General features: G+C 67.8%; 21 protein-coding genes. 9 read left to right on the forward strand and 12 right to left on the reverse strand.

Annotated elements, in window-relative coordinates; all coding sequences use genetic code 11:
* Positions 1-74: 74 nt before the first annotated feature.
* Positions 75-1,124, reverse strand: a complete 1,050-nt coding sequence (locus tag K368_RS0108940; RefSeq protein ID WP_245259543.1) for a penicillin-binding protein activator — start codon at positions 1,122-1,124, stop codon at positions 75-77.
* A 331-nt stretch (positions 1,125-1,455) separates the two neighbouring features.
* Here K368_RS0108940 and rsmI point away from each other — a divergent pair, with 331 nt between their 5' ends.
* The gene (rsmI, locus tag K368_RS0108945) at positions 1,456-2,418 is read left to right on the forward strand and encodes a 16S rRNA (cytidine(1402)-2'-O)-methyltransferase (protein ID WP_027172090.1); all 963 of its coding nucleotides are present in this window, start codon (positions 1,456-1,458) and stop codon (positions 2,416-2,418) included.
* Positions 2,405-2,797: a YraN family protein gene (locus K368_RS0108950; protein WP_027172091.1), complete on the forward strand. Its 393-nt coding sequence runs from the start codon at positions 2,405-2,407 to the stop codon at positions 2,795-2,797. The genes rsmI and K368_RS0108950 overlap by 14 nt, the downstream gene beginning before the upstream one ends.
* Before the next feature lie 36 nt (positions 2,798-2,833).
* On the opposite strand, the gene K368_RS0108955 is transcribed toward K368_RS0108950, so the two are convergent.
* Complete coding sequence (locus K368_RS0108955; protein WP_027172092.1) at positions 2,834-3,223, reverse strand: response regulator; 390 nt, start codon at positions 3,221-3,223, stop codon at positions 2,834-2,836.
* A gap of 229 nt (positions 3,224-3,452) precedes the next feature.
* Between K368_RS0108955 and K368_RS0108960 the strand changes: the two genes are divergently transcribed.
* The 3 genes from K368_RS0108960 (at position 3,453) to K368_RS0108970 (ending at position 6,297) form a co-directional block, all read left to right on the forward strand.
* Positions 3,453-4,379, forward strand: coding sequence for a glycine betaine ABC transporter substrate-binding protein (locus K368_RS0108960; RefSeq protein WP_027172093.1), 927 nt, complete (start codon positions 3,453-3,455; stop codon positions 4,377-4,379).
* Positions 4,380-4,480: 101 nt separating this feature from the next.
* Positions 4,481-5,560 carry an ABC transporter permease subunit gene (locus K368_RS0108965; protein WP_245259544.1) on the forward strand — a complete coding sequence of 360 codons (1,080 nt, stop codon included), beginning with the start codon at positions 4,481-4,483 and terminating at the stop codon, positions 5,558-5,560.
* Complete coding sequence (locus K368_RS0108970; protein ID WP_036266862.1) at positions 5,557-6,297, forward strand: ABC transporter permease subunit; 741 nt, start codon at positions 5,557-5,559, stop codon at positions 6,295-6,297. Before K368_RS0108965 ends, K368_RS0108970 begins: the two co-directional genes overlap by 4 nt.
* Positions 6,298-6,851: 554 nt before the next feature.
* Here the strand turns inward: K368_RS0108970 and K368_RS0108975 are convergent.
* The 3 genes from K368_RS0108975 to K368_RS0108985 form a co-directional block, all read right to left on the reverse strand.
* Positions 6,852-8,321, reverse strand: coding sequence for a PAS domain S-box protein (locus K368_RS0108975; protein WP_027172096.1), 1,470 nt, complete (start codon positions 8,319-8,321; stop codon positions 6,852-6,854).
* A 211-nt stretch (positions 8,322-8,532) separates the two neighbouring features.
* Positions 8,533-8,799 (reverse strand): hypothetical protein, encoded by a 267-nt coding sequence (locus K368_RS0108980; protein ID WP_027172097.1) that lies wholly within the window; start codon positions 8,797-8,799, stop codon positions 8,533-8,535.
* A gap of 1 nt (position 8,800) precedes the next feature.
* Complete coding sequence (locus K368_RS0108985) at positions 8,801-9,514, reverse strand: Crp/Fnr family transcriptional regulator (protein WP_027172098.1); 714 nt, start codon at positions 9,512-9,514, stop codon at positions 8,801-8,803.
* A 314-nt stretch (positions 9,515-9,828) separates the two neighbouring features.
* Between K368_RS0108985 and K368_RS0108990 the strand changes: the two genes are divergently transcribed.
* On the forward strand, positions 9,829-10,989 hold the full coding sequence (locus K368_RS0108990) for a helix-turn-helix domain-containing protein (RefSeq protein ID WP_027172099.1): 1,161 nt from the start codon (positions 9,829-9,831) through the stop codon (positions 10,987-10,989).
* Positions 10,990-11,052: 63 nt separating this feature from the next.
* On the opposite strand, the gene K368_RS0108995 is transcribed toward K368_RS0108990, so the two are convergent.
* From K368_RS0108995 to K368_RS0109020, 6 genes are all read right to left on the reverse strand, one after another.
* Positions 11,053-12,234, reverse strand: a complete 1,182-nt coding sequence (locus tag K368_RS0108995) for a L,D-transpeptidase (RefSeq protein ID WP_027172100.1) — start codon at positions 12,232-12,234, stop codon at positions 11,053-11,055.
* A gap of 77 nt (positions 12,235-12,311) precedes the next feature.
* The gene (locus tag K368_RS0109000) at positions 12,312-13,190 is read right to left on the reverse strand and encodes an extensin family protein (protein ID WP_036266131.1); all 879 of its coding nucleotides are present in this window, start codon (positions 13,188-13,190) and stop codon (positions 12,312-12,314) included.
* A 78-nt stretch (positions 13,191-13,268) separates the two neighbouring features.
* Positions 13,269-13,460: a hypothetical protein gene (locus tag K368_RS0109005; protein WP_027172102.1), complete on the reverse strand. Its 192-nt coding sequence runs from the start codon at positions 13,458-13,460 to the stop codon at positions 13,269-13,271.
* A gap of 122 nt (positions 13,461-13,582) precedes the next feature.
* A complete protein-coding gene (locus tag K368_RS0109010; protein ID WP_027172103.1) occupies positions 13,583-14,989 on the reverse strand; it encodes an ATP-binding protein in 1,407 nt (468 codons plus the stop codon).
* Between the two features lie 12 nt (positions 14,990-15,001).
* On the reverse strand, positions 15,002-15,727 hold the full coding sequence (locus K368_RS0109015; RefSeq protein WP_027172104.1) for a response regulator: 726 nt from the start codon (positions 15,725-15,727) through the stop codon (positions 15,002-15,004).
* Between the two features lies 1 nt (position 15,728).
* Positions 15,729-16,265, reverse strand: coding sequence for a helix-turn-helix domain-containing protein (locus K368_RS0109020; protein WP_051439823.1), 537 nt, complete (start codon positions 16,263-16,265; stop codon positions 15,729-15,731).
* Between the two features lie 286 nt (positions 16,266-16,551).
* Between K368_RS0109020 and K368_RS0109025 the strand changes: the two genes are divergently transcribed.
* Positions 16,552-17,439 carry a branched-chain amino acid aminotransferase gene (locus tag K368_RS0109025; protein WP_027172106.1) on the forward strand — a complete coding sequence of 296 codons (888 nt, stop codon included), beginning with the start codon at positions 16,552-16,554 and terminating at the stop codon, positions 17,437-17,439.
* A 576-nt stretch (positions 17,440-18,015) separates the two neighbouring features.
* Here the strand turns inward: K368_RS0109025 and katG are convergent.
* Positions 18,016-20,337: a catalase/peroxidase HPI gene (gene katG, locus K368_RS0109030; protein WP_027172107.1), complete on the reverse strand. Its 2,322-nt coding sequence runs from the start codon at positions 20,335-20,337 to the stop codon at positions 18,016-18,018.
* 328 nt (positions 20,338-20,665) lie between these two features.
* Between katG and K368_RS0109035 the strand changes: the two genes are divergently transcribed.
* Positions 20,666-20,911: a DUF3072 domain-containing protein gene (locus K368_RS0109035; protein ID WP_027172108.1), complete on the forward strand. Its 246-nt coding sequence runs from the start codon at positions 20,666-20,668 to the stop codon at positions 20,909-20,911.
* A gap of 133 nt (positions 20,912-21,044) precedes the next feature.
* Positions 21,045-21,278: a Flp family type IVb pilin gene (locus K368_RS0109040; protein WP_027172109.1), complete on the forward strand. Its 234-nt coding sequence runs from the start codon at positions 21,045-21,047 to the stop codon at positions 21,276-21,278.

Consider the following 21,278-nt stretch of genomic DNA (forward strand, 5'->3'; position numbering starts at 1 on the left):
ACCACCGCGCTGGTCGTCGCCCTCGGCGTCATAGAGGCCTTTCTCTGACAACACGTGACGCGCAGCAAACCGGATCAGGTGCCGGAGGGGCCGAGCGTGCGCGGAGCCGGACTGACGATGGTCGGCGCGCCGCTTCGGATCTCGTAGATGGCCAGCGCCCTATCGCTTAACCCCTCCGGACGGAAGCGGAAGGTGCCGTCGATTCCCGAAAAGCCGGCTTGCGTGGTCAGGGTGCCGTCGGCGAAGCGCTGCGATCCGTATTGCCGCGTCAGCGCCGCCATGAGTGAGACGGCATCGTAGGCCAGCGTCGCCACGCGTGGCGGAACCGAGCCGAAACGCGCCTGATACCGCTGCGAGAAACCGTTGAACCCGTTGGCATCCGCCGCTGCGAACCAGCCGCCCTGCAAGGCGGGGAGGGCATAGTTGCGCGGGTCGTTCCACACCGCCGTGCCGATGGGTTTGACCCGACCGGGAGAGAATCCCGCCTTCGTGAGCGCGGGTGCAACGACGGCCAAGCCCTCTGGACTTTCCGGCAGGAACAGGGCGTCGGCCTGGGCGCCGGGACCATGGATGAGTCCGGCGAGGCGCGCGATGGCAGGGGCAGGTACGCCGGGCGCATAGCGCTCGATTCCCACCAGCCGAGCACCTTTCCTCGCTACCGCCTCGCGGAACTGCGCCTCCACGGCATTTCCGTAGCTGCTCTCGGGGATCAGCGCGGCGAAGGAGCGGCGCCCTGCCGCCACCGCCTCATCGACCACCCGGTCCACCTCGGTCTGCGGCAGGAAACTGAGAAGATAGACGCTACGTGCCGCAACGCTCGCATCGGTGGAAAATGCGATGATCGGCTTGCCGGCCGCGCGCGTGATCCCTGCTGCCGCCTGGACATTGGCCGCGAAGAGAGGGCCGATCACCAGCTCGGCGCCCTCGGCCAGGGCGGCTTGGGCCGCCTCGCGGGCGCCATCCGGCGACCCGCGATCGTCCTTCACTAAGATCTGCAGATCGGGCTTCTGGAAATCCTCGACGGCGAGTTCCGCCGCATTGCGCAGAGCCGCGCCAACGGCTGAACCGGGACCAGACAGGGGCAGGATAAGGGCGATCTTCACCGAACCGGAGCCGATCTTCATCGCGCCCGGTGACGTCGCCTGCGGATCGCCCGCGGCGGCCATATCCGGGTTAGACGCGGCCTTCGTGGCGCGTGGACCGCCATCGGGACCTCCGATGCAGCCGCCAAGCCCCCCGGCGAGCAGGAGACACGCCGCCGCTCTCACCCAACCGACCGCGGCCGAACCGTGGCCCCTTGCAAGGCTTGTCCCCATTGCACGGCACTCCCCGTCGCCAATCCATGTCCCACGCTCGATGAGTGCACGGTTAAAGCCTGGACGACAAAAGTAAATGTGCCGACACCCCCGGCGCGGGCATTCCTCCAGCCCGTGTCGTCGTGGCAAAGTCCGCCCCATGACTCAGAGAATCGACAATCGGACGCGCCGCTCGAGGGCGGTCCACGATCCGGCCAAGCCCGTGTCCACCTTTACCGCCTTCGGCCTCGCGGCGGAGGCGCAACCACTCGACCCCGGACTGCACGTGGTGGCGACCCCGATCGGCAACCTCAAGGACGTGTCGTTCCGCGCGCTCGCGACTCTCGCGGCGGCCGATACTGTCCTTGCCGAAGACACCCGCGTCACCCGCACGCTGTTGATGCATTACGGCATCACGACGCCGCTGGTCGCCTACCACGAGCATTCGAACGCGGCGGTGCGCGAGCGGATGATCGCACGGATGCAGAACGGCGAAGCTCTGGCCCTGGTCTCGGACGCCGGGACACCATTGGTCTCGGACCCTGGTTTCAAGCTTGTCCAGGCGGCGATCGAGGCCGGCATCGAGGTTACGCCAATCCCTGGACCCTCTGCGGTGATGACCGCCATCGTCGCCGCCGGTCTGCCCACCGACCGGTTCTTCTTCGAAGGGTTCCTGCCGCAGAAATCCGGTGCCCGGCGCAACCGGCTGGCGGCGCTTGGGCAGATTCCGGGCACGCTGGTCCTGTTCGAATCACCCCATCGCCTTCCCGAGATGCTGGTGGATGCCGCCGCGATCCTCGGAGGAAGCCGGCCCGCGGCGGTCGCCCGCGAACTCACCAAGCTCTACGAGACGATCCGGCGCGGCACCCTCGCGACCCTGGCCGAGACCTTCACCGAGGAGGGAGCGCCCAAGGGCGAGGTGGTGGTGGTGATCGGAACCAACCCGGACGAACCGCCGGAGGAGGAGATCGAGGCCGGTCTCGATGCGGCGATCGAAGCGGCGTTGTCACGCCACTCGATCAAGGATGCCGCCGCCCTCGTGGCTGACGCCACCGGGCTGCCCCGTCGCGTGGTCTATGCCCGCGCCCTCGTCCTTGCTCGGCGCACCGATGCGGACGTCTAAGCTCGTCGACGCGAAAGAGCGGCGGCGCGCCACCTACCTGCGCGGTCATTCGGGCGAGACTCTCGCCCTCCTCGCCATGATGATGAAGGGGTATCGCCCCCTGGCTCGGCGCTTCAGCGCGAGCGGCGGAGAAATCGACCTCATCCTGCGCCGGGGCGACACGATTGCTTTCGTGGAGGTGAAGGCGAGGGCGACCCTCGACGCGGCCCGGACCGCCATCGATGCGAAGAAGCGCGCTCGTTTTTCGCGCGCGGCGCGCGCTTGGATGGGGCGCAATCCGCGCTATGGCGCCCTGACGTTGCGCGCGGATGCCGTGTTCGTGGCGCCACGTACTTGGCCGCGCCACCTGCCCGATGCCTTCGCGATCGAGGGACTGTGAGCCGACGCGATGGCCGCTCGGCCCACCGGAGGCCGCTTACTTTCTCGCGGCCGCGAGCGCCGCGATCAACGTGCGCTTGAGATCGGCCTGGCTGAACGGCTTCTGGACCACGGGGCGGTCGCGGAACGGCTCGCGGATTCCTGCGCCGCCATACCCCGTCGAGAACACGATGGGCAGGTCGCGTTCCGTGATCGCCTCGGCCACCGGATAGATGGGCTCGCCGGCGACGTTCACGTCGAGGATGGCGACCTCGAAGGTCTCGGTCCGGGCCATCTCCAGGGCCGTCGCGAGACGGGCCGCGGGCCCAACGACGGTGCACCCGAAATCGAGGAGCATGTCTTCGAGCAGCATCGAAATGGCGGCTTCGTCCTCCACCACCAGAACCCTGGCGCCGTCGAGGAGAGTGTCGTTCTGTTCAGCACTCACGCTGGGGAGTCTTCCCTTCGATTCGTTCCGGCCTGGAACGGTGCCGTCATCCGGAGCCTTACAGGCTTGCCATCCGTGAGGTTGGCGAGAATGACGTGTAGCGCCTGCGGCAACGGTCGAGCCGTCGCCCGTTCCGCTTGGCGTGTCAAGGCGCAGGAAGTGGCCGCGGAGGGTCAGGATCGGGTTAATGTTATCGGACGATACATTTTCACGCAGATCGCCGCAGCCTGTGGCGCCCGGAGCAACGAACCGGCGCGGCGCGCTGGCGCTGCTGGTCACCTGGGCCGTCGCGGCGGGTACATCCGCTCGGGCGGACCGACCCCTCGTCGTGGCCTCCAAGAGCGACACCGAAGGGGCGCTCACGGGGGCGATGATCGCCCTGGCCCTGGAGCATCTCGGCGTGCCGGTGGTCCGCAAGCTCGGCCTCGGCCCTACCCTGATCGTCCGCGACGCCCTGCTCTCCGGGGAGGTCGACATCTACCCGGAATATACCGGCAACGGCGCGTTCTTCACCGGCACCGAGACCGATCCCGCCTGGAAGATCCCGCAGGAGGCCTACGAGACCATCCGGCGCAAGGATGCCGAGCGGGGGCTGGTCTGGCTCGCCAGGGCGCCCGCCAACAACACCTGGCTCATCGCCCTCAACGGGGATTTCGCGCGGGCGCGGCATCTGGCCACGATGGCGGATTTCGCCAAGGCCGCCAATGACGGCCTCATCCTGATCGCGGCCTCCACCGAGTTCGTGGAGAGCCCGGCGGCGCTGCCGTCCTTCGAGGCAGCCTACGGCTTCAGCCTGGGCCTCGACCGCATCATCAGCCTGCCCGGCGGCGACACGGCGGTGACGGCCCGGGCGGCGGCGCAGCGGATCAGCGGGGTCAATGCGGGCATGGTCTACGGCACCGACGGGGCGCTCTCCGCCCTCGACCTCGTGGTGATGAGCGATCCCGAGGCGGCCCAGATCGTCTACGAGGTCGCCCCGGTCATCCGCGCCTCCGCGCTGGAGCGCTTTCCGGCCATTGCCCCGGCCTTGGCGCGGGTCTTCGCCGGCCTCGATGCCCCGACCCTGCGCGGCCTCAACGGGCGAATCACCGTGGAGGGCGAGGTCGCGGAAAGGGTCGCGCGGCGCTACCTCAACGAGCGCGGGCTGATCGGGTGAGAGCGCCATCGCCACCCGCTTCGATGCGCCACGCGACGGGTCGTTCAGCGCCATGGGCCGGGCTTTTCGGCGCCGCCTTTCTTATCGCGTCCCTCCATGGGATGGCGCTCCTCGATGTCGCGGCGAACCGCCTCCTGCCCGGCGATCCGATCATGGCCTGCGAGTTCCACGACCGGTCGATCGGCCTCGTTTCGCTCCTGTCGCTGGCCGGTCTCGTCATCGGCGCGATGCTGCCCCGGCGCGTGGGCGGTCTTCTTGCCCTCTGTCTTTTCCTGTCGGCCTGGGCCGTCCTCCTGCTCGGCCTCGGCGCAGAGGCGGCCCGGATCGTGGCCACCATGCCGCCAGCGGCGAGGGCCAGCCTCGGTTCCGGCTTCTGGCTGGCCTCGTCCTGCCTCTTGGTCCTGGCCGGAGGCGGCATCGCACGGGTCCGACGCCGGGGGCTCGGCGTGCTCGCAATCCTCGCCGCCGCGGGGCTCCTGGTCGCCGCGTGGCGCGGTGGAGGGTTGGACGGTCTGTCCCTGGCCGTGGAATATGCCGGGCGGCGGGAGGCGCTGCACGAGGCCATCGCCGAGCACCTGCTCCTGGCGGGGGGAGCGGTCGCCCTCGCCATCCCGGCGGCTGTCATTCTGTCCCTCTGGCGCTCCGGGCAGGGTGTCGTGGGTCTCCTCGTCAGCGGCGTGCAGGTGATCCCCGCCGTCGCCCTGCTGGGCGCTCTCGTCGCCCTCGTCGGCGGAGTGCTGCGCGCCGTGCCGGCGCTTCGCGACCTCGGCCTCTCGGCCCTCGGGCCCTTGCCCGCGCTTCTCGGCATCGCCGCCTACCTGCTGCTGCCCCTCTGGCGCGGGATCGGCACGGCCCTGCGCGCCGCCGATCCCGCCGCCGTCGACGCCGCCGAAGCCATGGGCCTGACGAAGGCCCAGATCCTGGCCCGAGTGAAGCTGCCCCTCGGCGCGCCCATCCTCGTGGGCGCCCTGCGGGTCGCGGCGGTCCAGAGTCTCGGCCTCGCGACGCTGGGCGCCCTCATCGGCGCGGGCGGCCTCGGACGGATCGTCTTCGACGGCATGGCGCAATTCGCCCCCGACCTCATCCTGCTGGGAGCCATCCCCATCATCTTCCTGTCGCTGGCGGCGGAGGGGTCGCTCAGCGCCGTCGAAGCCTATTGCCGGGCACGGTGGCGCGCATGAGGCCAGGCCTGCGCACCGCCCTCGCCACCGGCCTCGTCGGGGCGGCCCTCGCCGCCATGAGCCATCCGGCCGTGGCGGCCTGGATCGTCGCGGCCTTGGGTGAGGCGCCGCGACGGGGCTTGAGCGCGGAGCGCCTGCTGGCCCTGGCAACGCACCACCTCGCCCTCGCCGGGACCGGGCTGGCCCTGGTGGCAGTGCTCGGCCTCGGCCTCGGCATCCTCGCCACGCGCGCCGGCGCGGCGTCCCTGCGCGGCGGCATCGACGGTATCGCGGCTGCCGCGCAGGCGGTGCCGCCGGTGGTGATGGTGGCCCTGGCCTTGCCCATCCTCGGGTTCGGCGGTCCGCCGACCCTGCTGGCGCTGGTCGCCTACGGCATCATGCCGGTCCTGCGCGGCACGGTGGGCGCGCTGGAATCTGTCTCGCCCGAGGCGCGCGAGGCGGCGCAAGCCATGGGGTTCACCCGCCTCCAGATCCTGCTGCGGGTGGAACTGCCCTTGGCGATGCCGGGCCTCGTCGATGCCCTTCGCACGGCCCTGGTGCTCGCCATCGCCACGACGGCGGTGGGAGCCCTCGCCGGGGCCTCGACCCTCGGCACGCCCATCGTCGCCGGGCTGCAGAACCAGAACGTCCTGCCGATGCTGCAGGGCGCCCTGGCGACCGCCGCCCTGGCCTTCCTCTGCGATGCGGCCATGCTGATGCTGGCGAGCCTGGCTTTGGCGGACCGGGCGCGGCGCTGAGCCGGTTTTGCAAAGGCGGTGTCCGGTTCTGCCCCCTGAAGCCGGCGACGAGGCGGAGCCTGTTTGATTTGTTGTTCCAAAGCTTCACCTCATCCCGAGGTGCCGCGTAGCGGCCTCGAAGGAGGCATCCTGGGATCGCGCGACGCCGGGAGGGCTTCCTCAAAGCCTCCGCTACGCTTCGGCACATCACGATGAGCTGGTCTGCTTGGATCAGCGACTTTGGCGTAAGAATCCGCTGAGACAGTCGATCAAGCACAGTCTGCGTGATGCCCTCATCGGGCGGGCGCAGCACGAAGAGCCGGGCGGCGGCACGGGCAGTCCGCCCGCCACGGCCGTCCGGGCGACCTCGACGTCCTCGATGAACATGGCTTGCCGGCGGCTCGGATCGCCGGACGCTTCAGGCGAGTCCCATCGCCGGACCATCGCAAGGTTTCACCGGACGTCGCCCGCCTGTGTCGGGCCGGCACGGCAATGTCGCCTCGAGGTGGGGAGCGGCCCCTCGCACGATGGCGCGTGCGCACTCTGCCCGATACGCTTCGGTATCGCGGCTCAAATCAATCCCGAGTGATTTCCGGCAACGCTGCTTCGGCGGTGAAGACGACGCCGCGCGAGCGATAGTCGATCTCGGCCGTGCCGCCGATCTCCTGTGCCAGCGCCCGTTCGATGATCCGTGAGCCGAAGCCCGTTCGTTTCGGTCGAGACACCCGAGGCCCGCCGATCTCCTGCCATTGGAACCAGAGGCGGGCCGGGCTCGATGTTTCCGACACATCCCAACTCACGATCACGCGGCCCTCGTCTTTCGACAGGGACCCGTACTTCACCGAGTTGGTGGCGAGCTCATGGATCGCCAGTGCAAACGCCAAGGCGACGCGGGGGGCTACCCGGAGGATCGGACCGCCGATCTTGAAGCGATGGTCCTGCTCGACGCCGAAGGCATGCAACGCCGAGATGACCACTTCCGTCAGGGTCGCCCAATCCCCGCTGCCGCGGGCCAGCATCGTCGTCGCGGCCGACAGGGATTTCAGACGCGCTTCCATCGCCACCTGCGCCTCTTCCAGTGAGGAGGCGCCCCTCAGCGTCTGACGGGAGATGGATTGGACGGTCGCGAGGGTGTTCTGGATGCGGTGGTTGAGTTCGCCCGCGAGGAGGTCCCGGTGTTCCTCGGCGCGCTTGCGGTCGGTGATGTCGAGGCTGATCCCGGCGATGCTCAACGGAGTGCCATCGGCGCGATACGACGCTTGTCCGCGCAGTTGGAGCCAGCGGATTTCACCCGGCGGCGTCACGACCCGGACTTCGATGTCGTAGTCCGAACGGCTCGCAATCGCGGCATCCCTCGCGGACAATTTGCGCTCCCGGTCATCCGGGTGGATCGCAGCCAGTGTCTCTTCGTAGGTGAAGGGATCGTTCGGCGAACGGCCAAAATTCTCCTTGAAACCCTCGGATGCGATCAACCGCATGGTGCGCAGATCGACGGCCCACGATCCGAGGCGCCCGGCTTTGAGCGTGAAACGGAGACGTTCTTCACTCTGGATCAAGTCCTGCGACCGTTGAGAGGCTTCGGCCTCCAGGGCATCCCGATCCTGCTGGAGCCGAACGAGCCGCTCCTTTTCCAAGGTGACATCGAACTGCGACGCGAAGAAGTAGGTGAGCTCGCCATCCTCATCGAACACCGGCGAGACGAGGAGGCGGTTCCAGAAGAGCGTCCCATCCTTGCGGTGATTGCGCAGATCGAGTTCGATGGGCACGCGCCGCTCGATAGCCTCTCTCACCCGTGCCACGTCCGCCTGGTTTGTCTCCGGCCCCTGGAGAAACCGGCAGTTTCGGCCCAGGATTTCATGGCGTTCGTAGCCGGTCAGCTTGGAGAAGGCATTGTTCACGAACACGATGGGGTTGTCGGGCTGACGGGGGTCCGTGATCAGCATTGGCATACGCGTGGCACGGACAGCCCCGGCGAACGGGTCGGAACCCGGCTCGGGACGTGCAATCTCGGCGTCAATCCGCTGGTCTTCGGTGTGGTCGCTCACGGGTCGCAATCTTTCAGGCCTCGCTTCGATGTACGAGGCGGATCGCAACGGGGCGAGCGTGACAAATGATCCGTGAGAAATGCAATCGACCCCAGATCGACGATCCTGCGTGGGCCCCTTGCCCAGTGAGCGAATAGACGGGTGCGAAGGCGGCGCCCTTCACCTGGGCCTCGCCCAAGGGGGGGGCGCCGTCTCCGCGGCGCCGAGCCTGTCAGGCCGTCTGATCGTCGTCCTCTTCGGGAACGATGTCGCTGAACGGCACCGTCAACACGCGCCGAGCATTTTCGTCCTCGATCTCGAAGGAGCAGGCGAACCAATCCCGCACGGCGAACGAGGCTGGCCCGGCGACGAGGTCGCGGACGATCTGCAACGCATGCTCACGCGCCGCTTCGTCATCGGCGAGTTCATCCCCCTCCGGGTCGACCGTCAGCTTGTCGAGGTGGGGACCGTAACGCAGGTTGAAGAAGTAGCGGGGCATGTCATGCTCCCTCGATCAGGCGGGCATATTCCGCCTCTGGCGTACCGTAGCCGCCATCCGCCATCTCCTCCAGAAGCTCCCGGTTGAGCACGGTGACGCGCCCGCGCTTGGCCCGGATGCGCCCTGCGCCTTCGAGCTGCTGCATGGCAAGGGTCACGCCGGATCGCCGCACGCCCAGCATCATCGACAGGAACTCGTGCTTGAGCAGAAGCTCGTCGCCGTCCGTTCGGTCGTGGCACATCAGGAGCCAGCGTGCGAGGCGCGCCTCGATCTCGAGGGTCGCGTTGATGAACGCCGTCTGCCGCACCTGCACCATCTCGGTCAGGATGTAGCGCAGCAGGAGCTTGCGTAAGGATGGGCTCTCCTCCACCGCCGCGCTCACGACATCGGCGCGGATGCGCAGAGCGCTTCCCGGCATCTGCACGAAGTGGTTATAGGGAGCACGGTCGGTGCCGAGTAGCACGGGCGTCGCACCCACCACGCCCTCACGGCCGATGATCCCCACCTCGACCCGACCGTTCGCGCCCTCGGCGGTGATCGAGGTGACCCCGGCTTCCATGAAGTACAGGTGCTCGGTTCGGACGTTGGGTTCGGCCAGGGTCTGCCCCGAGGCCAGGTCCATGGGCTCGAGGTAGGGCTGAAGCCGGGCGAAGTCGTCGGCAGACATGGCCTTCAGGAGGCGATTGCGCACGGCGGATTGCTGAACGTGAGCCATGGGATCCTGCTCTCCCTATCGGAGCAAGAGCACGCCTTGTCTCTCAACTGCTTACGCTCAGACCTTACCAGCAAGCCGCAGCAGCGTTGTGGGGCGGACGCCATAAAAAAGCAAGTCTATGAGCCTACGTGCCTCGACTTACCCAATGTGCGGTATCGAACGCTTAGTGGTTTGGTGATGTCCTCTCAACGGGTGCGCTAGCGTACAGGGTTGCTGCGGAGATTTACTCTCCAATTCAATTGCATTTATATCTTAGGACATACAGTCCTGCACCCACGAAAAGGCTGGGTGGAGTGTCGTCCCGGAGGCACGCCATGGACCTGATAGCCCGGCAGCCCATCGTCCTTCTTGCCGAGGCTGACGCTTTGGTCGCCGCGGACCTTGGCGACATGCTGCGGCGGAAGGCCTACTGCGTGCTCGGGCCCTTCAGGACGGGTGCCGAGGCGCTGCCCAGCCTCATGCGCGAGACGCCGACTTTGGCGATCGTCGACATCATGCTGAAGGATGGGGCCTGCACCGACTTGTTGCGCGAGCTACGCCAGCGTCGGATCCCGTTCCTCGTCCATTCGGCTTACCAGCCGGATCAGTCGCTTGCCCCCGACTGCCAAGGGGTGCCCTGGCTGACCAAACCGGCTTCGCCGGAAGAAGTGGTGGCGCTCTGTGATCAGATCTCCCTCACGTCCCCTCTGCCAGCAAGTGCGCCCCCGAACCGCCCTCACATCACCATCGCACAGCCCCATGCGCCGATGGACAGCGGCAATCCGTTCGTTCGCAAGCTGGAGAGCCACGCCGCCCTGTCGGATGCGGAGCGAGCGGTGCTGGAGCGGATCAGCGCGAGACCCCGCACCGTTCCCGCGCATACCGATCTCGTGCGCGAGGGCGACAAACCCGATGGCGTGTTCCTCGTCATGGACGGCTTCGTCTGCCGCCAGAAGCACCAGCCGACCGGTCAGAGCCAGATCATGGCCTACCTGCTGCCCGGCGATTTCGGCGAGCTCGATGTGGCCCTGCTCGACGAGATCGACCACACCCTCACCACCGTCTCGTCGTGCCGGATCGTTCACATCGCGCCCGAGACGATCGCGGAGCTGATGCGCGACCACCCCGGCATCGCCCGGGCTCTGCGCGTATCCAAGCTCGTGGACGAGGCGACATTGCGAGAATGGCTCGTCAACGTCGGTTGCCGTTCCGCTCTGTCACGAATGGCGCATCTGTTTTGCGAGCTTCTGACGCGCATGAAGGCGGTCGGACATGCCGGTGAGGACAACTGCGTCCTGCCGCTGACACAGACCGTCCTGGGCAATACGATCGGGATCACGACGGTTCACGTGAACCGCATCTTGCAAGGGATGAGGCATCAGGAGCTGATCACCTTGAAAAGGGGGCGCCTGACGGTTCTGGATCTTCCGCGATTGAAGAGAATCGCCACGTTCAAACCGAACTACCTGCACCTGGGGCGCCGCCCCGCATTGTGACGCCGCTTGCCGAATGGCACATGGCCAAACGGTGTGAGGTGCCGGCTCACCCCGTGACACACCTCACTCGTCCTTGAACGTCACCTTGGCGCCGCGCTCGATGCGGGTGGCGAGGTCGCGGGCGTCCCAATTGGTGAGGCGGATGCAGCCGTGCGACTCGGTCTTGCCGACCTTCTCCGGTTCGGGCGTGCCGTGGATGCCGTAGGACGGGATCGACAGGTCGATCCAGACGATGCCGACCGGGTTGTTCGGGCCGGGGCGGATGGAGAAGGTCTTCTTCGTCTTGACGCCCTTGAAGGCGTATTTGGGGTTGTAGGTGTAGACCGGCGCGAAGGCGACGCCCTTCACCTTGGCCTCCCCCGAGGGGGCCGGCTTCTCCGCGCTGCCGATGGAGGCCGGGTAATAGGCCCGCAGGGTGCCGTCCTCGCCGAAGCCCCGGACATGGCGCGTGACCTTGTCGACCTCGACCCGGGCGATGTCCTTCTTCGCCGCGTCCGCCCCATCCTCCGGCGCGGCCTTCGTCTCGGATTTGTCGTCGGACTTGCTCTTGGACTTCGCCTCGTCCTTCGCCGGCTTGCCGGTGTCCAGGGGAGGGACCGCCGCTACGAGGATGCCGGTGCCGGCCTTGTCGAGGGCGGCGTCCGGGTTCAGGGCGGTGAGGAGGTCGCGCGCCATGTGGAACCGCTCGGCCAGCATCTCGCGCGGATTGGTGTAGCTCATCGCCTCGAGATCGGCCTGCTCCTCCATCTTGGCGGGGATCTTCTCCGCGAAGGGGCCCGCCGCGTCGGACTCGGTGATCGTGTAGGAGACCACCACCGGGTCGGCGCTCGATGCGGCGAGCTTGTCGAAGAGGGCTTGGTTCAGGGTCTGGCTCGCAGGCAGCCCCTGCGCCACCGCGTAGGCCGACAGGGCGTTGCGCATGTTCTCGCCGTCCCGCCCGTCGATGGCACCCGGGGAGAAATGCGCCCGGTCGAGGAGCACCTGGACCTTCACCAGGAGCGGCTGCGGACGCTTGTCCTTCGTGCCTTCGCCCGTTCTGGCCTTCTTGTCGCTCGCCTTTCCGCCGCTCTCCGGCGCCGTGAAGGTCGCGCCGTTGATCGCCTCGACGGTCAGGGCCTCGCCGGGTGTGCTCTTGCCCGCGTCCGAGGACGTGCTTCCTGCCGGCTTCGCCTCTGGTGCCGCCGGTGTCGCCAGGCAGACGAGGGCCATGAGCGCGACGGCGCTCGGCAGGGGCAGATGGGCCATTTCGGGATCAACTTTCGTCGCGGGATCGACAGGTGCGCTCCTTCAAGCCGGGTGGGGCCTCGGGCGTTCCACACCTCCTACTGGCAGAGACGATGTCCCGCGTTCCTCTCGCGCTCGTCGAGATGGAGGTGGTTGCCGTGGGCCGCATCCGATCCGGGTCCGAGCACGGTGCGGAAGAAGCCGCAGGCCTTGGCGCGGATCGCGGCCTGGAACGTCGCCTCCGGTGCGTCGTCGAGGCCGGCGCCGACCTTGATCGGTCCACGCCCCTCGAAACCGTAGCCCATGATGTCGACGCCGTTGGCGAAGCTATGCTCGCTGAGCTTGGCCTCGGGATCGTGGTTCTGGCCGCGACACTCGTAGGACGTGCCGATGGACAGGCTTCGGAGGGGCGCCTTCAGGATGCGCTCGGAGGCTTCCTGCGCCTCCGTCGCCAGGCGGGCCAGGGCCTCGGCCGTAGTGCAGACGAGGGTCGCGGGCGGGGTGAGCGCCACGTCCCCGGAGAGGCGGGTGAGTTTCAGCGGCTTCTCCGCGCCGCATTGCCCGTTCGCGATCGGCGGCAGCGCCTCGAACGTCGCCCCCAGGCGCTCCAGGCGCTTGCGGCAGGCGGTGTCGTCGAGGGGGGCGACCGTCAGGGCGAGGGCGGGCGTCGATGCCGGCGGCGTCGAAAGATCGACCGGGCGCGGGGGCGGCGGTGGCATCTCGGGGGCCGGACCCGTCTCCGGCGCGGCCGGGGGAAGGGGCGTCAGCTCGGCCGGGCGTCCGGGCGGGGTCGGAGCGTCCGGGAGCGGCGGAACCGTCGCGGGCGTCGGCGCGGGGTCTGGCTTCAACTCGGCCGGACGAACCGGGGGCTCGGGCATCGCCGGGGTCGGATGGGCCGAGCGATCTTCGACGGACAGGGCCGGAAGGGACAGCGCGAGGACGCTCGCCGCGAGGCAGAGAACGAGGGCGGCCTTCATGTCGTCCTCGATCCCGTCATCACCGTGGCGTCACCGGGAAACCGGCCCCGCCGCGGGGCCGGTCGGAGACGCGGTCTCTCAGCCTTCCGAGCGGGCGGCGAGCCGGCTCGCGCCGTAGGACAGGATCCCGGCGATGGCGAACAGGGCCACGAAGGTCTTCACGGTGGCGGTGAACAGCGTCGGCTCGATGCCGGTATCGGTGTAGAGCAGGAGGCCGATGGCGGCGATCGGGATGAGCAGGACGATCAGGACGGGGCCCAGCGGGTTCATGGCGTACTCGCGTTGTCGGGACCGGGGTTCGGCCCTTCTCTCTTGAAGCGGCACCGGTCATAGCATTGCTGCGTGCGGGAGGGGACACCCCGGACGCAACAAAATTCACAGGCTCCCGGCCATCACGCGGGAATGCGCACGGTGGCGCGCAATCCCCCGAGGGGACTGTCGTGAAGGGCGACGTCACCGCCATGGGCGCGGGCGATGTCGCGGGCGATGGCGAGGCCGAGGCCCGACCCGCCGGCATCCTGGCGCGCATCGTCGAGGCGGACGAAGGGCTTGAACACTTCCTCGCGGCTCTCGACGGCGATGCCCGGACCATCGTCGTCGATGGAAACGAGGAAGGACCGCGCCTCCGTGCGGCCATGGATCGCCACCGTCTCGCCGTAGCGGGCCGCGTTGGCGGCGAGGTTGAACAGGCAACGCCGGAATGCGTCCGGGCGCAGCGTCACCATGGCGCGGCCGTCGAACTCCACCTCGGCCACATGGGCGCCGAGGCGTTCCACGTCGGTGCGCAGGTCCTCCAGCATCGACCGCATGTCGGTGGGCACGGCGGCCTCGCCGGAATCGCCCCGCGCGAAGGCGAGGTAGGCTTCCAGCATCCGGCTCATCTCGTCGACGTCGCGCTGGAGGTCTTCCACCTCGCTGGTCTGCTCCACCAGGGCGAGCGACAGCTTGAACCGGGTGATGATGGTGCGCAGGTCGTGGCTGACGCCATTGAGCATCGTCGTGCGCTGTTCCATCGCCCGCTCGATGCGCCGCTTCATCTCGATGAAGGCGTGTCCGGCCTGGCGTACCTCGCGGGCGCCGCGCGGCCGGAACTCGATCTCGCGGCCCTTGCCGAAGCTCTCCGCCACGGCGGCCAGTCGAAGGATCGGCTTGATCTGGTTGCGGAGGAACAGGATCGCCACGCCGAGCAAGACCAGGGACGAGCCGCTCATCCAGAGCAGGAAGATGTGCGAGTTCGAGGCGTAGGCCATGCTCCGCCGGGCGGTCACCCGCATCACCCCGTCCGGGATCTCGACCCGGATCTCGATGAGGCTGGACCGGCCCACCGTGTCGATCCAGAAGGGCCGGCCGACCTGCTTGGCGAGCTCCTCGGAGAGGGTTTCGTCGAGGATCGAGAAGAACGGGCGCGGCCCCGGCAGGGGGAGCTTCGCCCCTTTCAGGATGTCGAGGTCGAGATTCAGCCGCGTGCCGGCGATGCGAGTGAGGGTGTCGGCGTCCTTGTCCTGGGGGTAGCTCTCGTAGACGTCGATCATGGCCGCCACGTCGGCGGTCACGGCCGCCGAGAGGCGGCGGGTCACGAGCTGCCAGTGCCGTTCCATGAAGGTGTAGGCGATCACCGATTGCAGCAGCACCACCGGCGCGATGATGATGATGAGCGAGCGCGCGTAGAGCCCCTTCGGCAGGGCGTTGCCGATGGCGCGCGCCACCGTCTTCCATATCCGGCGCGGATGCGGCCTCGCGCGCCAGGCGGCGGCGGTTCCGGTTCTGATCCGCGACAGGTTCACGCCGGCGAGGGCCATGGCGGGTCCTGCCTAATCGATCGCGAGGCGGTAGCCGATGCCGCGGACCGTCTGGAGGAAGAGGGGATTGCCCGGATCGACCTCGGTCTTGCGGCGCAGGCGGTTGATCTGCACGTCGATGGTGCGCTCCGCGGCGAGCCCGCCATTTCCGGCCAGCACGTCGCGGTCGACATTGCCGCCCTTGGCCTCGGCCAGGATCGTGAGGATCTCGCGCTCGCGGTCGGTGATGCGGATGGTTTCCTCGTCGCGGCGCAACTCGCCCCGGTCGATGCGGTAGGAGAACGGCCCGAACGTCACCGTGGCGATGGTCCGGTCGGAGGGCGGCACGCCGTCCGGGCGGCGCTTGATGATGTTGTTGAGGCGCAGGATCAGCTCGCGCGGCTCGAAGGGCTTGGGCAGGTAATCGTCGGCCCCGATCTCGAGCCCCATCACCCGGTCGTTGGGGTTGGAGCGGGCGGTGAGCATCAGGATCGGCACACGGGAGGTCTCCCGCACCTGCCGTGCGTAATCGAACCCGTTCTCCCCCGGCATCATCACGTCGAGGACGAGGGCGTCGAAGACGAAGCTCTGAGCCCGCTGCCGGGCCTCCTCGACATTGCCGGCCGACGTGACCCGGAATCCCTGCTCGTAGAGATAGCGCGACAACAGCTCGCGCACCCGCCGGTCGTCGTCCACCACGAGGATATGGGGGGCATGGTCGGGAAGCTCGGCGCGAATTCTCGGCTCCGGCGACGCCATGTCAGCGACGGCTCCGGGCGCGGCGCGCCATCAGGCTGCGGACCGCCGCACGCTCCTCCGGTTCGATCATCGCCATGAGAAATCCCTGTGCTGCGGCAAATCCGTGTCCGTCCCCGGCGCCCTTCGGTCCGTCCGCCACCGGATCGGCGATGGCGCGGGCCACCCGCCGCACCTGGACCCGCGTCAGCTCCGCCGTGAGCGTCGCGCCCGTCTCCGAACAATAGAGCAGCCGCTGGCGACGGTCGCTCCGGCCGGTCTTCTGCACGATGTGGCCCTGTTCGATCAAATCCTTGAGAACCCGGTTCAGACTCTGCTTCGTGATCCGCAGGATGTCGAGGAGTTCGGCGATCGTCAGACCTGGGTAGTGATAGACGAAGTGGAGCACCCTGTGGTGCGCCCGCCCGAAGCCGTATTCCGCCAGCATCCGGTCCGGGTCGCCGACGAAATCGCGGTAGGCGAAGAACAGCAGTTCGACGAGATCGTTGGTGATGCCGTTATCGGCGGTGGGCACGCCCTCGGGCGCGCACCCGGCATTCACAGGCCCGTCATCCTCCTCGGACACGGAAATGGGGGCCGGGCCCGTTGCCAGAGTCGATTGGCGCGTCACGTCCGGCGATGCCCTCGATATATGTCAGTGATGTTGACATATCTCAGGGGCATTGATACCCGTCAAGCCTTCCCGAGGCCGGCTCGCCGCGAACGGCCGTCTTGCGGACCTCCGGCCTCGCGGATACTGCGCGGGGCATTGCCCGGCCATCGCGCCAACCCGATCGACCGACCCCGCAGGCGCGACGATGCACGCCCGCGGATTCAAGGAATTCGTCATGTCCGTGATCCCGTTCGACGAACGCGAGGGCACCATCTGGTTCGATGGCGTGCTGGTGCCGTGGCGCGAGGCCAAGATTCACGTGCTCAGCCACGGCCTTCATTACGGCTCGGCGGTTTTCGAAGGCGAGCGCGCCTATGGCGGACAGATCTTCAAGAGTCACGAGCATGCCGAGCGCCTGCTCCGCTCGGCGCAGTACCTCGACTTCGCGATCCCCTATGGCGTCGCCGAGATCGAGGCGGCCAAGGAGCTCGTGCTCAAGACCAGCGGCCTCACCGACGCCTACCTGCGTCCCGTGGCCTGGCGCGGTTCGGAGATGATGGGCGTCTCGGCCCAGAACAACACCATCCACCTCGCCATCGCAGCGTGGGAATGGCCGAGCTACTTCGACCCCGAGACCAAGATGAAGGGCATCCGCCTCGATCTGGCCGATTATCGCCGCCCCGATCCGCGCACGATCCCCTCCGCCTCGAAGGCGGCCGGCCTCTACATGATCTGTACGATTTCGAAGCACCGGGCCGAGAACAAGGGCTATGCCGACGCCCTGATGCTCGATTGGGAGGATTACGTCGCCGAATGCACCGGCGCGAACATCTTCTTCATCAAGGACGGCGTGGTCCACACCCCGCTCGCCGACCGTTTCCTCAACGGCATCACCCGCCAGACCGTCATCGACCTCGCCCGCCGGCGCGGTTTCGAGGTGATCGAGCGGCGGATCAAGCCCGAGGAGATGGAGGGCTTTTCGGAGTGCTTCATCACCGGCTCGGCCGCAGAAGTGACGCCTGTCTCCGAGATTGGCCCCTACCGCTTCACCCCGGCCACCATGACGAAGACGCTCATGGACGATTACACCGCCGAGGTTCAGCCGAAGGCGGTGGCGGCCTGAGCGGGTTTCGCAGAAGTGGATGCCCGTCTTGCGTCCTGCATCCTGCCACACCCTAAAGACTTGAGTGGGGCGAAGCGTTGGCCCGCCAACGCGAACCTGCTTGGACATGGCCGCCCGCCGCGCGGCCCAGCAACCTGTCCGGCGGCGCCCGCGACGGGGATGGCCCGGCGGTCACCTCGCGGGGCCTGCGAAAGCGAGGGGCATGGCGCGCCGTCCTCGCTCGTGCCGTCCTCCCTCGCTCGGGCCTCTCATCGAGCCCGTCGCCTGTGACGAGGCATGGCCGACCCTCACGCGAACGGACGTGATGGCGGGGGGCCGTGGACACGCCCGCCGAGGACGTTTCATCGTCGATCGAACCGCCTGAGCAGGTGCGCATCGGCTAGCCAACGCTTCACCTGGCTCAGGTCATTGACGTGTCGCAGGTCTTGAGATGCAAGACCGATTGCCACGTTTGCTGAACCTGATGAGAGAATACGTCGTTTCAGCGCGGACCTGCTCTCATGACGCCCCCCGCCCCGCCAGACGGTGGGACGGGGGGCGGGCTCATACGGACCGTGGTCGATCGGGCGACCACTTTCAGGCCGCCATGGGGCCGTGACGCCGGTGGCCCTTCACGTCGTAGCGGTCGAGCATCATCACCTTGTCCCAGACCCGGACGAAATCCGCCACGAACCGGCTCTGGCCATCGCTGCCGGCATAGGCATCGACGATGTTGCGCAGCTGCGCGTTCGATCCGAAGACGAGATCGTTGCGCGTGGCGTCGAACTTCGCCTGTCCGGTTTCGCGGTCCTTCAGAGCGAAGGTAGTGCCGGCGGCGTCGGCCTTCTCCCAGACCAGGTTCGTGTCGGTCAGCGTTCGGAAAAAGTCCGTCGTCAGCACGCCCACCCGGTCGGTGAAGATGCCCCGGTTCGAGCCATCGTGGTTGGCGTTCAGAGCCCGCAAGCCGCCGGTCAGCACCACCCATTCCGGCGCGGTCAGCGTCAGCAGGTTGGCCTTGTCGAGGAACATCTCCTCCGGCGACAGGCTCGGCGCCATCGCTCCGAACCCGTCATCGACGTAGTTGCGGAAGCCGTCGACGACGGGTTTTAGCCACTGGAACATCTCGATGTCGGTCAGTTCCTGCGTGGTGTCGACCCGGCCGGGCGTGAACGGCACCTGCGTCTCGACCCCGGCATCCCTGGCGGCCTTCTCCACGGCGGCACAGCCGGCGAGGACGATGAGGTCAGCGAGCGAGACCTGCTTGCCGTCCGTGCGGCCACCGTTGAACTCGGCCATGACCCCGCGGAGTGCTTCGACCACGGGCGCGGCCCGGCGGTTGACGGCCCAGTCCTTCTGCGGGGCAAGCGCGAGACGGCCGCCATTGGCGCCGCCGCGCTTGTCGCTGTCGCGGTAGGTCGAGGCCGCCGAGAAGGCGGTGAAGGCCAGATCCGAGACCGAGAGGCCCGTGGCCAGGATCGCCTGCTTGAGCGTGACGACCTCGGCCTCGCCCACCGGGGCGTAGGCGGCATCGGGGATCGGATCCTGCCAGAGCAGGCCGTCCTCGATCGTCACCTCCGGGCCGAGGTAGCGGTGCTTGGGACCCATGTCGCGGTGGGTGAGCTTGTACCACGCCTTGGAGAAGGCCTGCGTGAAGGCGTCGAAGTCGTTGAGGAACTTCTCGCAGACCTTGCGGTACTCCGGGTCGACCTTGAGGGCGATGTCGGAGGTCATCATCATCAGGGGATGCGACTGCCCCGCGACGTGCGCGTCGGGCGTCCGCGGCGCGTTCGGATCCGTCGGGGTCCATTGCAGGGCACCGGCAGGGCTCTTGGTCTGCTCCCACTCGAACTTGAAGAGGTTCTCCAAGTAGGCGTTGTCCCATTTCGTCGGGTCGGGGGTCCAGCTGCCCTCGATGCCGTTGGTCATCGTGTCCTTGCCCGCGCCGGTGCCCTTCGGGTTGTGCCAGCCGAGGCCCATCGCCTCCATCGGCGCCATCTCCGGCGGCGGTCCGATCTCCTTGGCGGGGGTCATGCCGTGGCTCTTGCCGAAGGCGTGGCCGCCGGCGATGAGCGCCACGGTCTCCTCGTCGTTCATGGCCATGCGGGTGAACGTCACGCGGATGTCATTGGCCGAGCCCTGCGGGTCGCCGTTCGCGTAGGGCCCCTCGGGGTTCACGTAGATCAGCGCCTGGTGGGAGGCGGCGAGGGGGTTCTCGAGGTCGTAATCGGCATCGCCATTCTTGCCGCGCCAGCGCTTGTCCCGGTTGACCATGTCGTCGAAGCTCGACACCGAGCCCATTTCGACGACCTCCGGACCCCAGTAGGTGGCGTCGTCCGCCTCCCAGGCGTCGAGGCGCCCGCCCGCGAATCCGTAGGTCGGCAGGCCCATGATCTCCAGGGCGCAATTGCCGGTGAGTACCATCAGGTCGGCCCAGGAGAGGGCGTTGCCGTATTTGTGCTTGATCGGCTGCAGGAGGCGGCGCGACTTGTCGGTGTTGCCGTTGTCCCACCAGCTCGAGATCGGTGCGAAACGCTGCATCCCGGTGCCGGCGCCGCCCCGCCCGTCCGCGATGCGGTAGGTGCCGGCCGAGTGCCAGGCCATGCGGATCATCTGCGGACCGTAATTGCCGTAGTCGGACGGCCACCACGCCACCGACGAGGTGAGGAACCGCTTGATGTCGCTCTTGAGCGCGTCGAGGTCGATGGTCTCGAAGGCTTTGGCGTAATCGAAATCCGGTCCGAGCGGATCGGCCGCTACGCCGTTCTGGTGCAGGAGCTCGACCCTGAGGCGGTGCGGGTACCAGTTCTCGAGGGCCGGGCGGCTGCCGAGGGCTCCGCCGATGCGGTCGCCTCCGAACGGGCACCGGCCTTCCATCGGGTAGGACTCGGTCTTCGTCTTTTCGATCGTCATCTCGTTCATCAATATTTCCCTTGGCGCAGAGTTGGAATCCCCAGGCCGCCGGTCTGTCGCCGGCGGTAGCGCGAGGCGTGCGACGCCTCGGGACACGGCAACCCTCGCGCGATCCGGGACCGTGAGCGAAATCTGGCGCACGTGCGGAAAATCAAGGTGCCGTCGCCTCCCGAGCGGGCTCGAATGTCGCCGAGGCACCGTGGGCCACGACGCCTCACGTTTGCGCGAGTCCGCGGCGCGCCGGCTTCCGACATTCGCCGGGGGGAGGGGCGATGGTTCGGAACCTGTCGGCGAGGCCCTCGTTGTGAAGAGAACAATTCATGAACGAGGTAGGGCTATGACGAAGAAGCAGGCGACGGACGAGAACGAGAACCCGAAGACGGCCGGTGGCGACGCGTCGAACCGGATCAAGGATCCGAGCGAGTGGACCACGGGCGACGAGCCGATGACCGGCGCGCAGGCCTCCTACCTCAAGACCCTGTCGGAAGAGGCGAAGTCGCCGGATTCCTTCGAGCCGGATCTCGACAAGGCCGAGGCTTCGAAGCGCATCGATGCCCTGCGCAAGGAAGCCGGACGGGACTGATCTCCGGTCACCTGCTTTCCTCACGGCGGTCATGACGGCGAACCGGGCGTTTTCTGCGACGCACTTAAACGGTCGGCAACGATTTCCGGCGCAGGACTACCTGCGCCGGCTCGTCGAGGATCGCCCCGCTTCCATGACGAATGTCGAGACAACCGATACGACGACGCGGGACCGGACCGTGACCCGACCCCGTCTCTCGCGCATCGTCGCCCGGTTCCGCCGGGACACGCGCGGCACGACCGCGATCGAATACGCGCTGATCACCGGCCTGATCTTCCTGGCGATCGTCACGGCCTTGCATCTCTATGCCGACCGGGTCGGGGCAATGTACCAGTATATCGGTAACGCCGTCGCCCGGAGTAGCTGA

This window comes from Methylobacterium sp. 10, assembly GCF_000519085.1.
In the GTDB taxonomy this organism is placed as follows: domain Bacteria; phylum Pseudomonadota; class Alphaproteobacteria; order Rhizobiales; family Beijerinckiaceae; genus Methylobacterium.

Excerpts from the sequence above, each read along its gene's own strand:
- K368_RS0109025 (WP_027172106.1), top strand. The coding sequence starts at position 16,552 with ATGTCCGTGATCCCGTTCGACGAACGCGAGGGCACCATCTGGTTCGAT.
- K368_RS0109010 (WP_027172103.1), bottom strand. The coding sequence starts at position 14,989 with ATGGCCCTCGCCGGCGTGAACCTGTCGCGGATCAGAACCGGAACCGCC.
- rsmI (WP_027172090.1), top strand. The coding sequence starts at position 1,456 with ATGACTCAGAGAATCGACAATCGGACGCGCCGCTCGAGGGCGGTCCAC.
- K368_RS0108940 (WP_245259543.1), bottom strand. The coding sequence starts at position 1,124 with ATGAAGATCGGCTCCGGTTCGGTGAAGATCGCCCTTATCCTGCCCCTG.
- K368_RS0108990 (WP_027172099.1), top strand. The coding sequence starts at position 9,829 with ATGGACCTGATAGCCCGGCAGCCCATCGTCCTTCTTGCCGAGGCTGAC.
- K368_RS0109005 (WP_027172102.1), bottom strand. The coding sequence starts at position 13,460 with ATGAACCCGCTGGGCCCCGTCCTGATCGTCCTGCTCATCCCGATCGCC.
- katG (WP_027172107.1), bottom strand. The coding sequence starts at position 20,337 with ATGAACGAGATGACGATCGAAAAGACGAAGACCGAGTCCTACCCGATG.
- K368_RS0109040 (WP_027172109.1), top strand. The coding sequence starts at position 21,045 with ATGACGAATGTCGAGACAACCGATACGACGACGCGGGACCGGACCGTG.
- K368_RS0109035 (WP_027172108.1), top strand. The coding sequence starts at position 20,666 with ATGACGAAGAAGCAGGCGACGGACGAGAACGAGAACCCGAAGACGGCC.
- K368_RS0108985 (WP_027172098.1), bottom strand. The coding sequence starts at position 9,514 with ATGGCTCACGTTCAGCAATCCGCCGTGCGCAATCGCCTCCTGAAGGCC.
- K368_RS0108980 (WP_027172097.1), bottom strand. The coding sequence starts at position 8,799 with ATGCCCCGCTACTTCTTCAACCTGCGTTACGGTCCCCACCTCGACAAG.
- K368_RS0109015 (WP_027172104.1), bottom strand. The coding sequence starts at position 15,727 with ATGGCGTCGCCGGAGCCGAGAATTCGCGCCGAGCTTCCCGACCATGCC.
- K368_RS0109000 (WP_036266131.1), bottom strand. The coding sequence starts at position 13,190 with ATGAAGGCCGCCCTCGTTCTCTGCCTCGCGGCGAGCGTCCTCGCGCTG.
- K368_RS0108995 (WP_027172100.1), bottom strand. The coding sequence starts at position 12,234 with ATGGCCCATCTGCCCCTGCCGAGCGCCGTCGCGCTCATGGCCCTCGTC.
- K368_RS0108950 (WP_027172091.1), top strand. The coding sequence starts at position 2,405 with ATGCGGACGTCTAAGCTCGTCGACGCGAAAGAGCGGCGGCGCGCCACC.
- K368_RS0108970 (WP_036266862.1), top strand. The coding sequence starts at position 5,557 with ATGAGGCCAGGCCTGCGCACCGCCCTCGCCACCGGCCTCGTCGGGGCG.
- K368_RS0108965 (WP_245259544.1), top strand. The coding sequence starts at position 4,481 with ATGGCGCTCCTCGATGTCGCGGCGAACCGCCTCCTGCCCGGCGATCCG.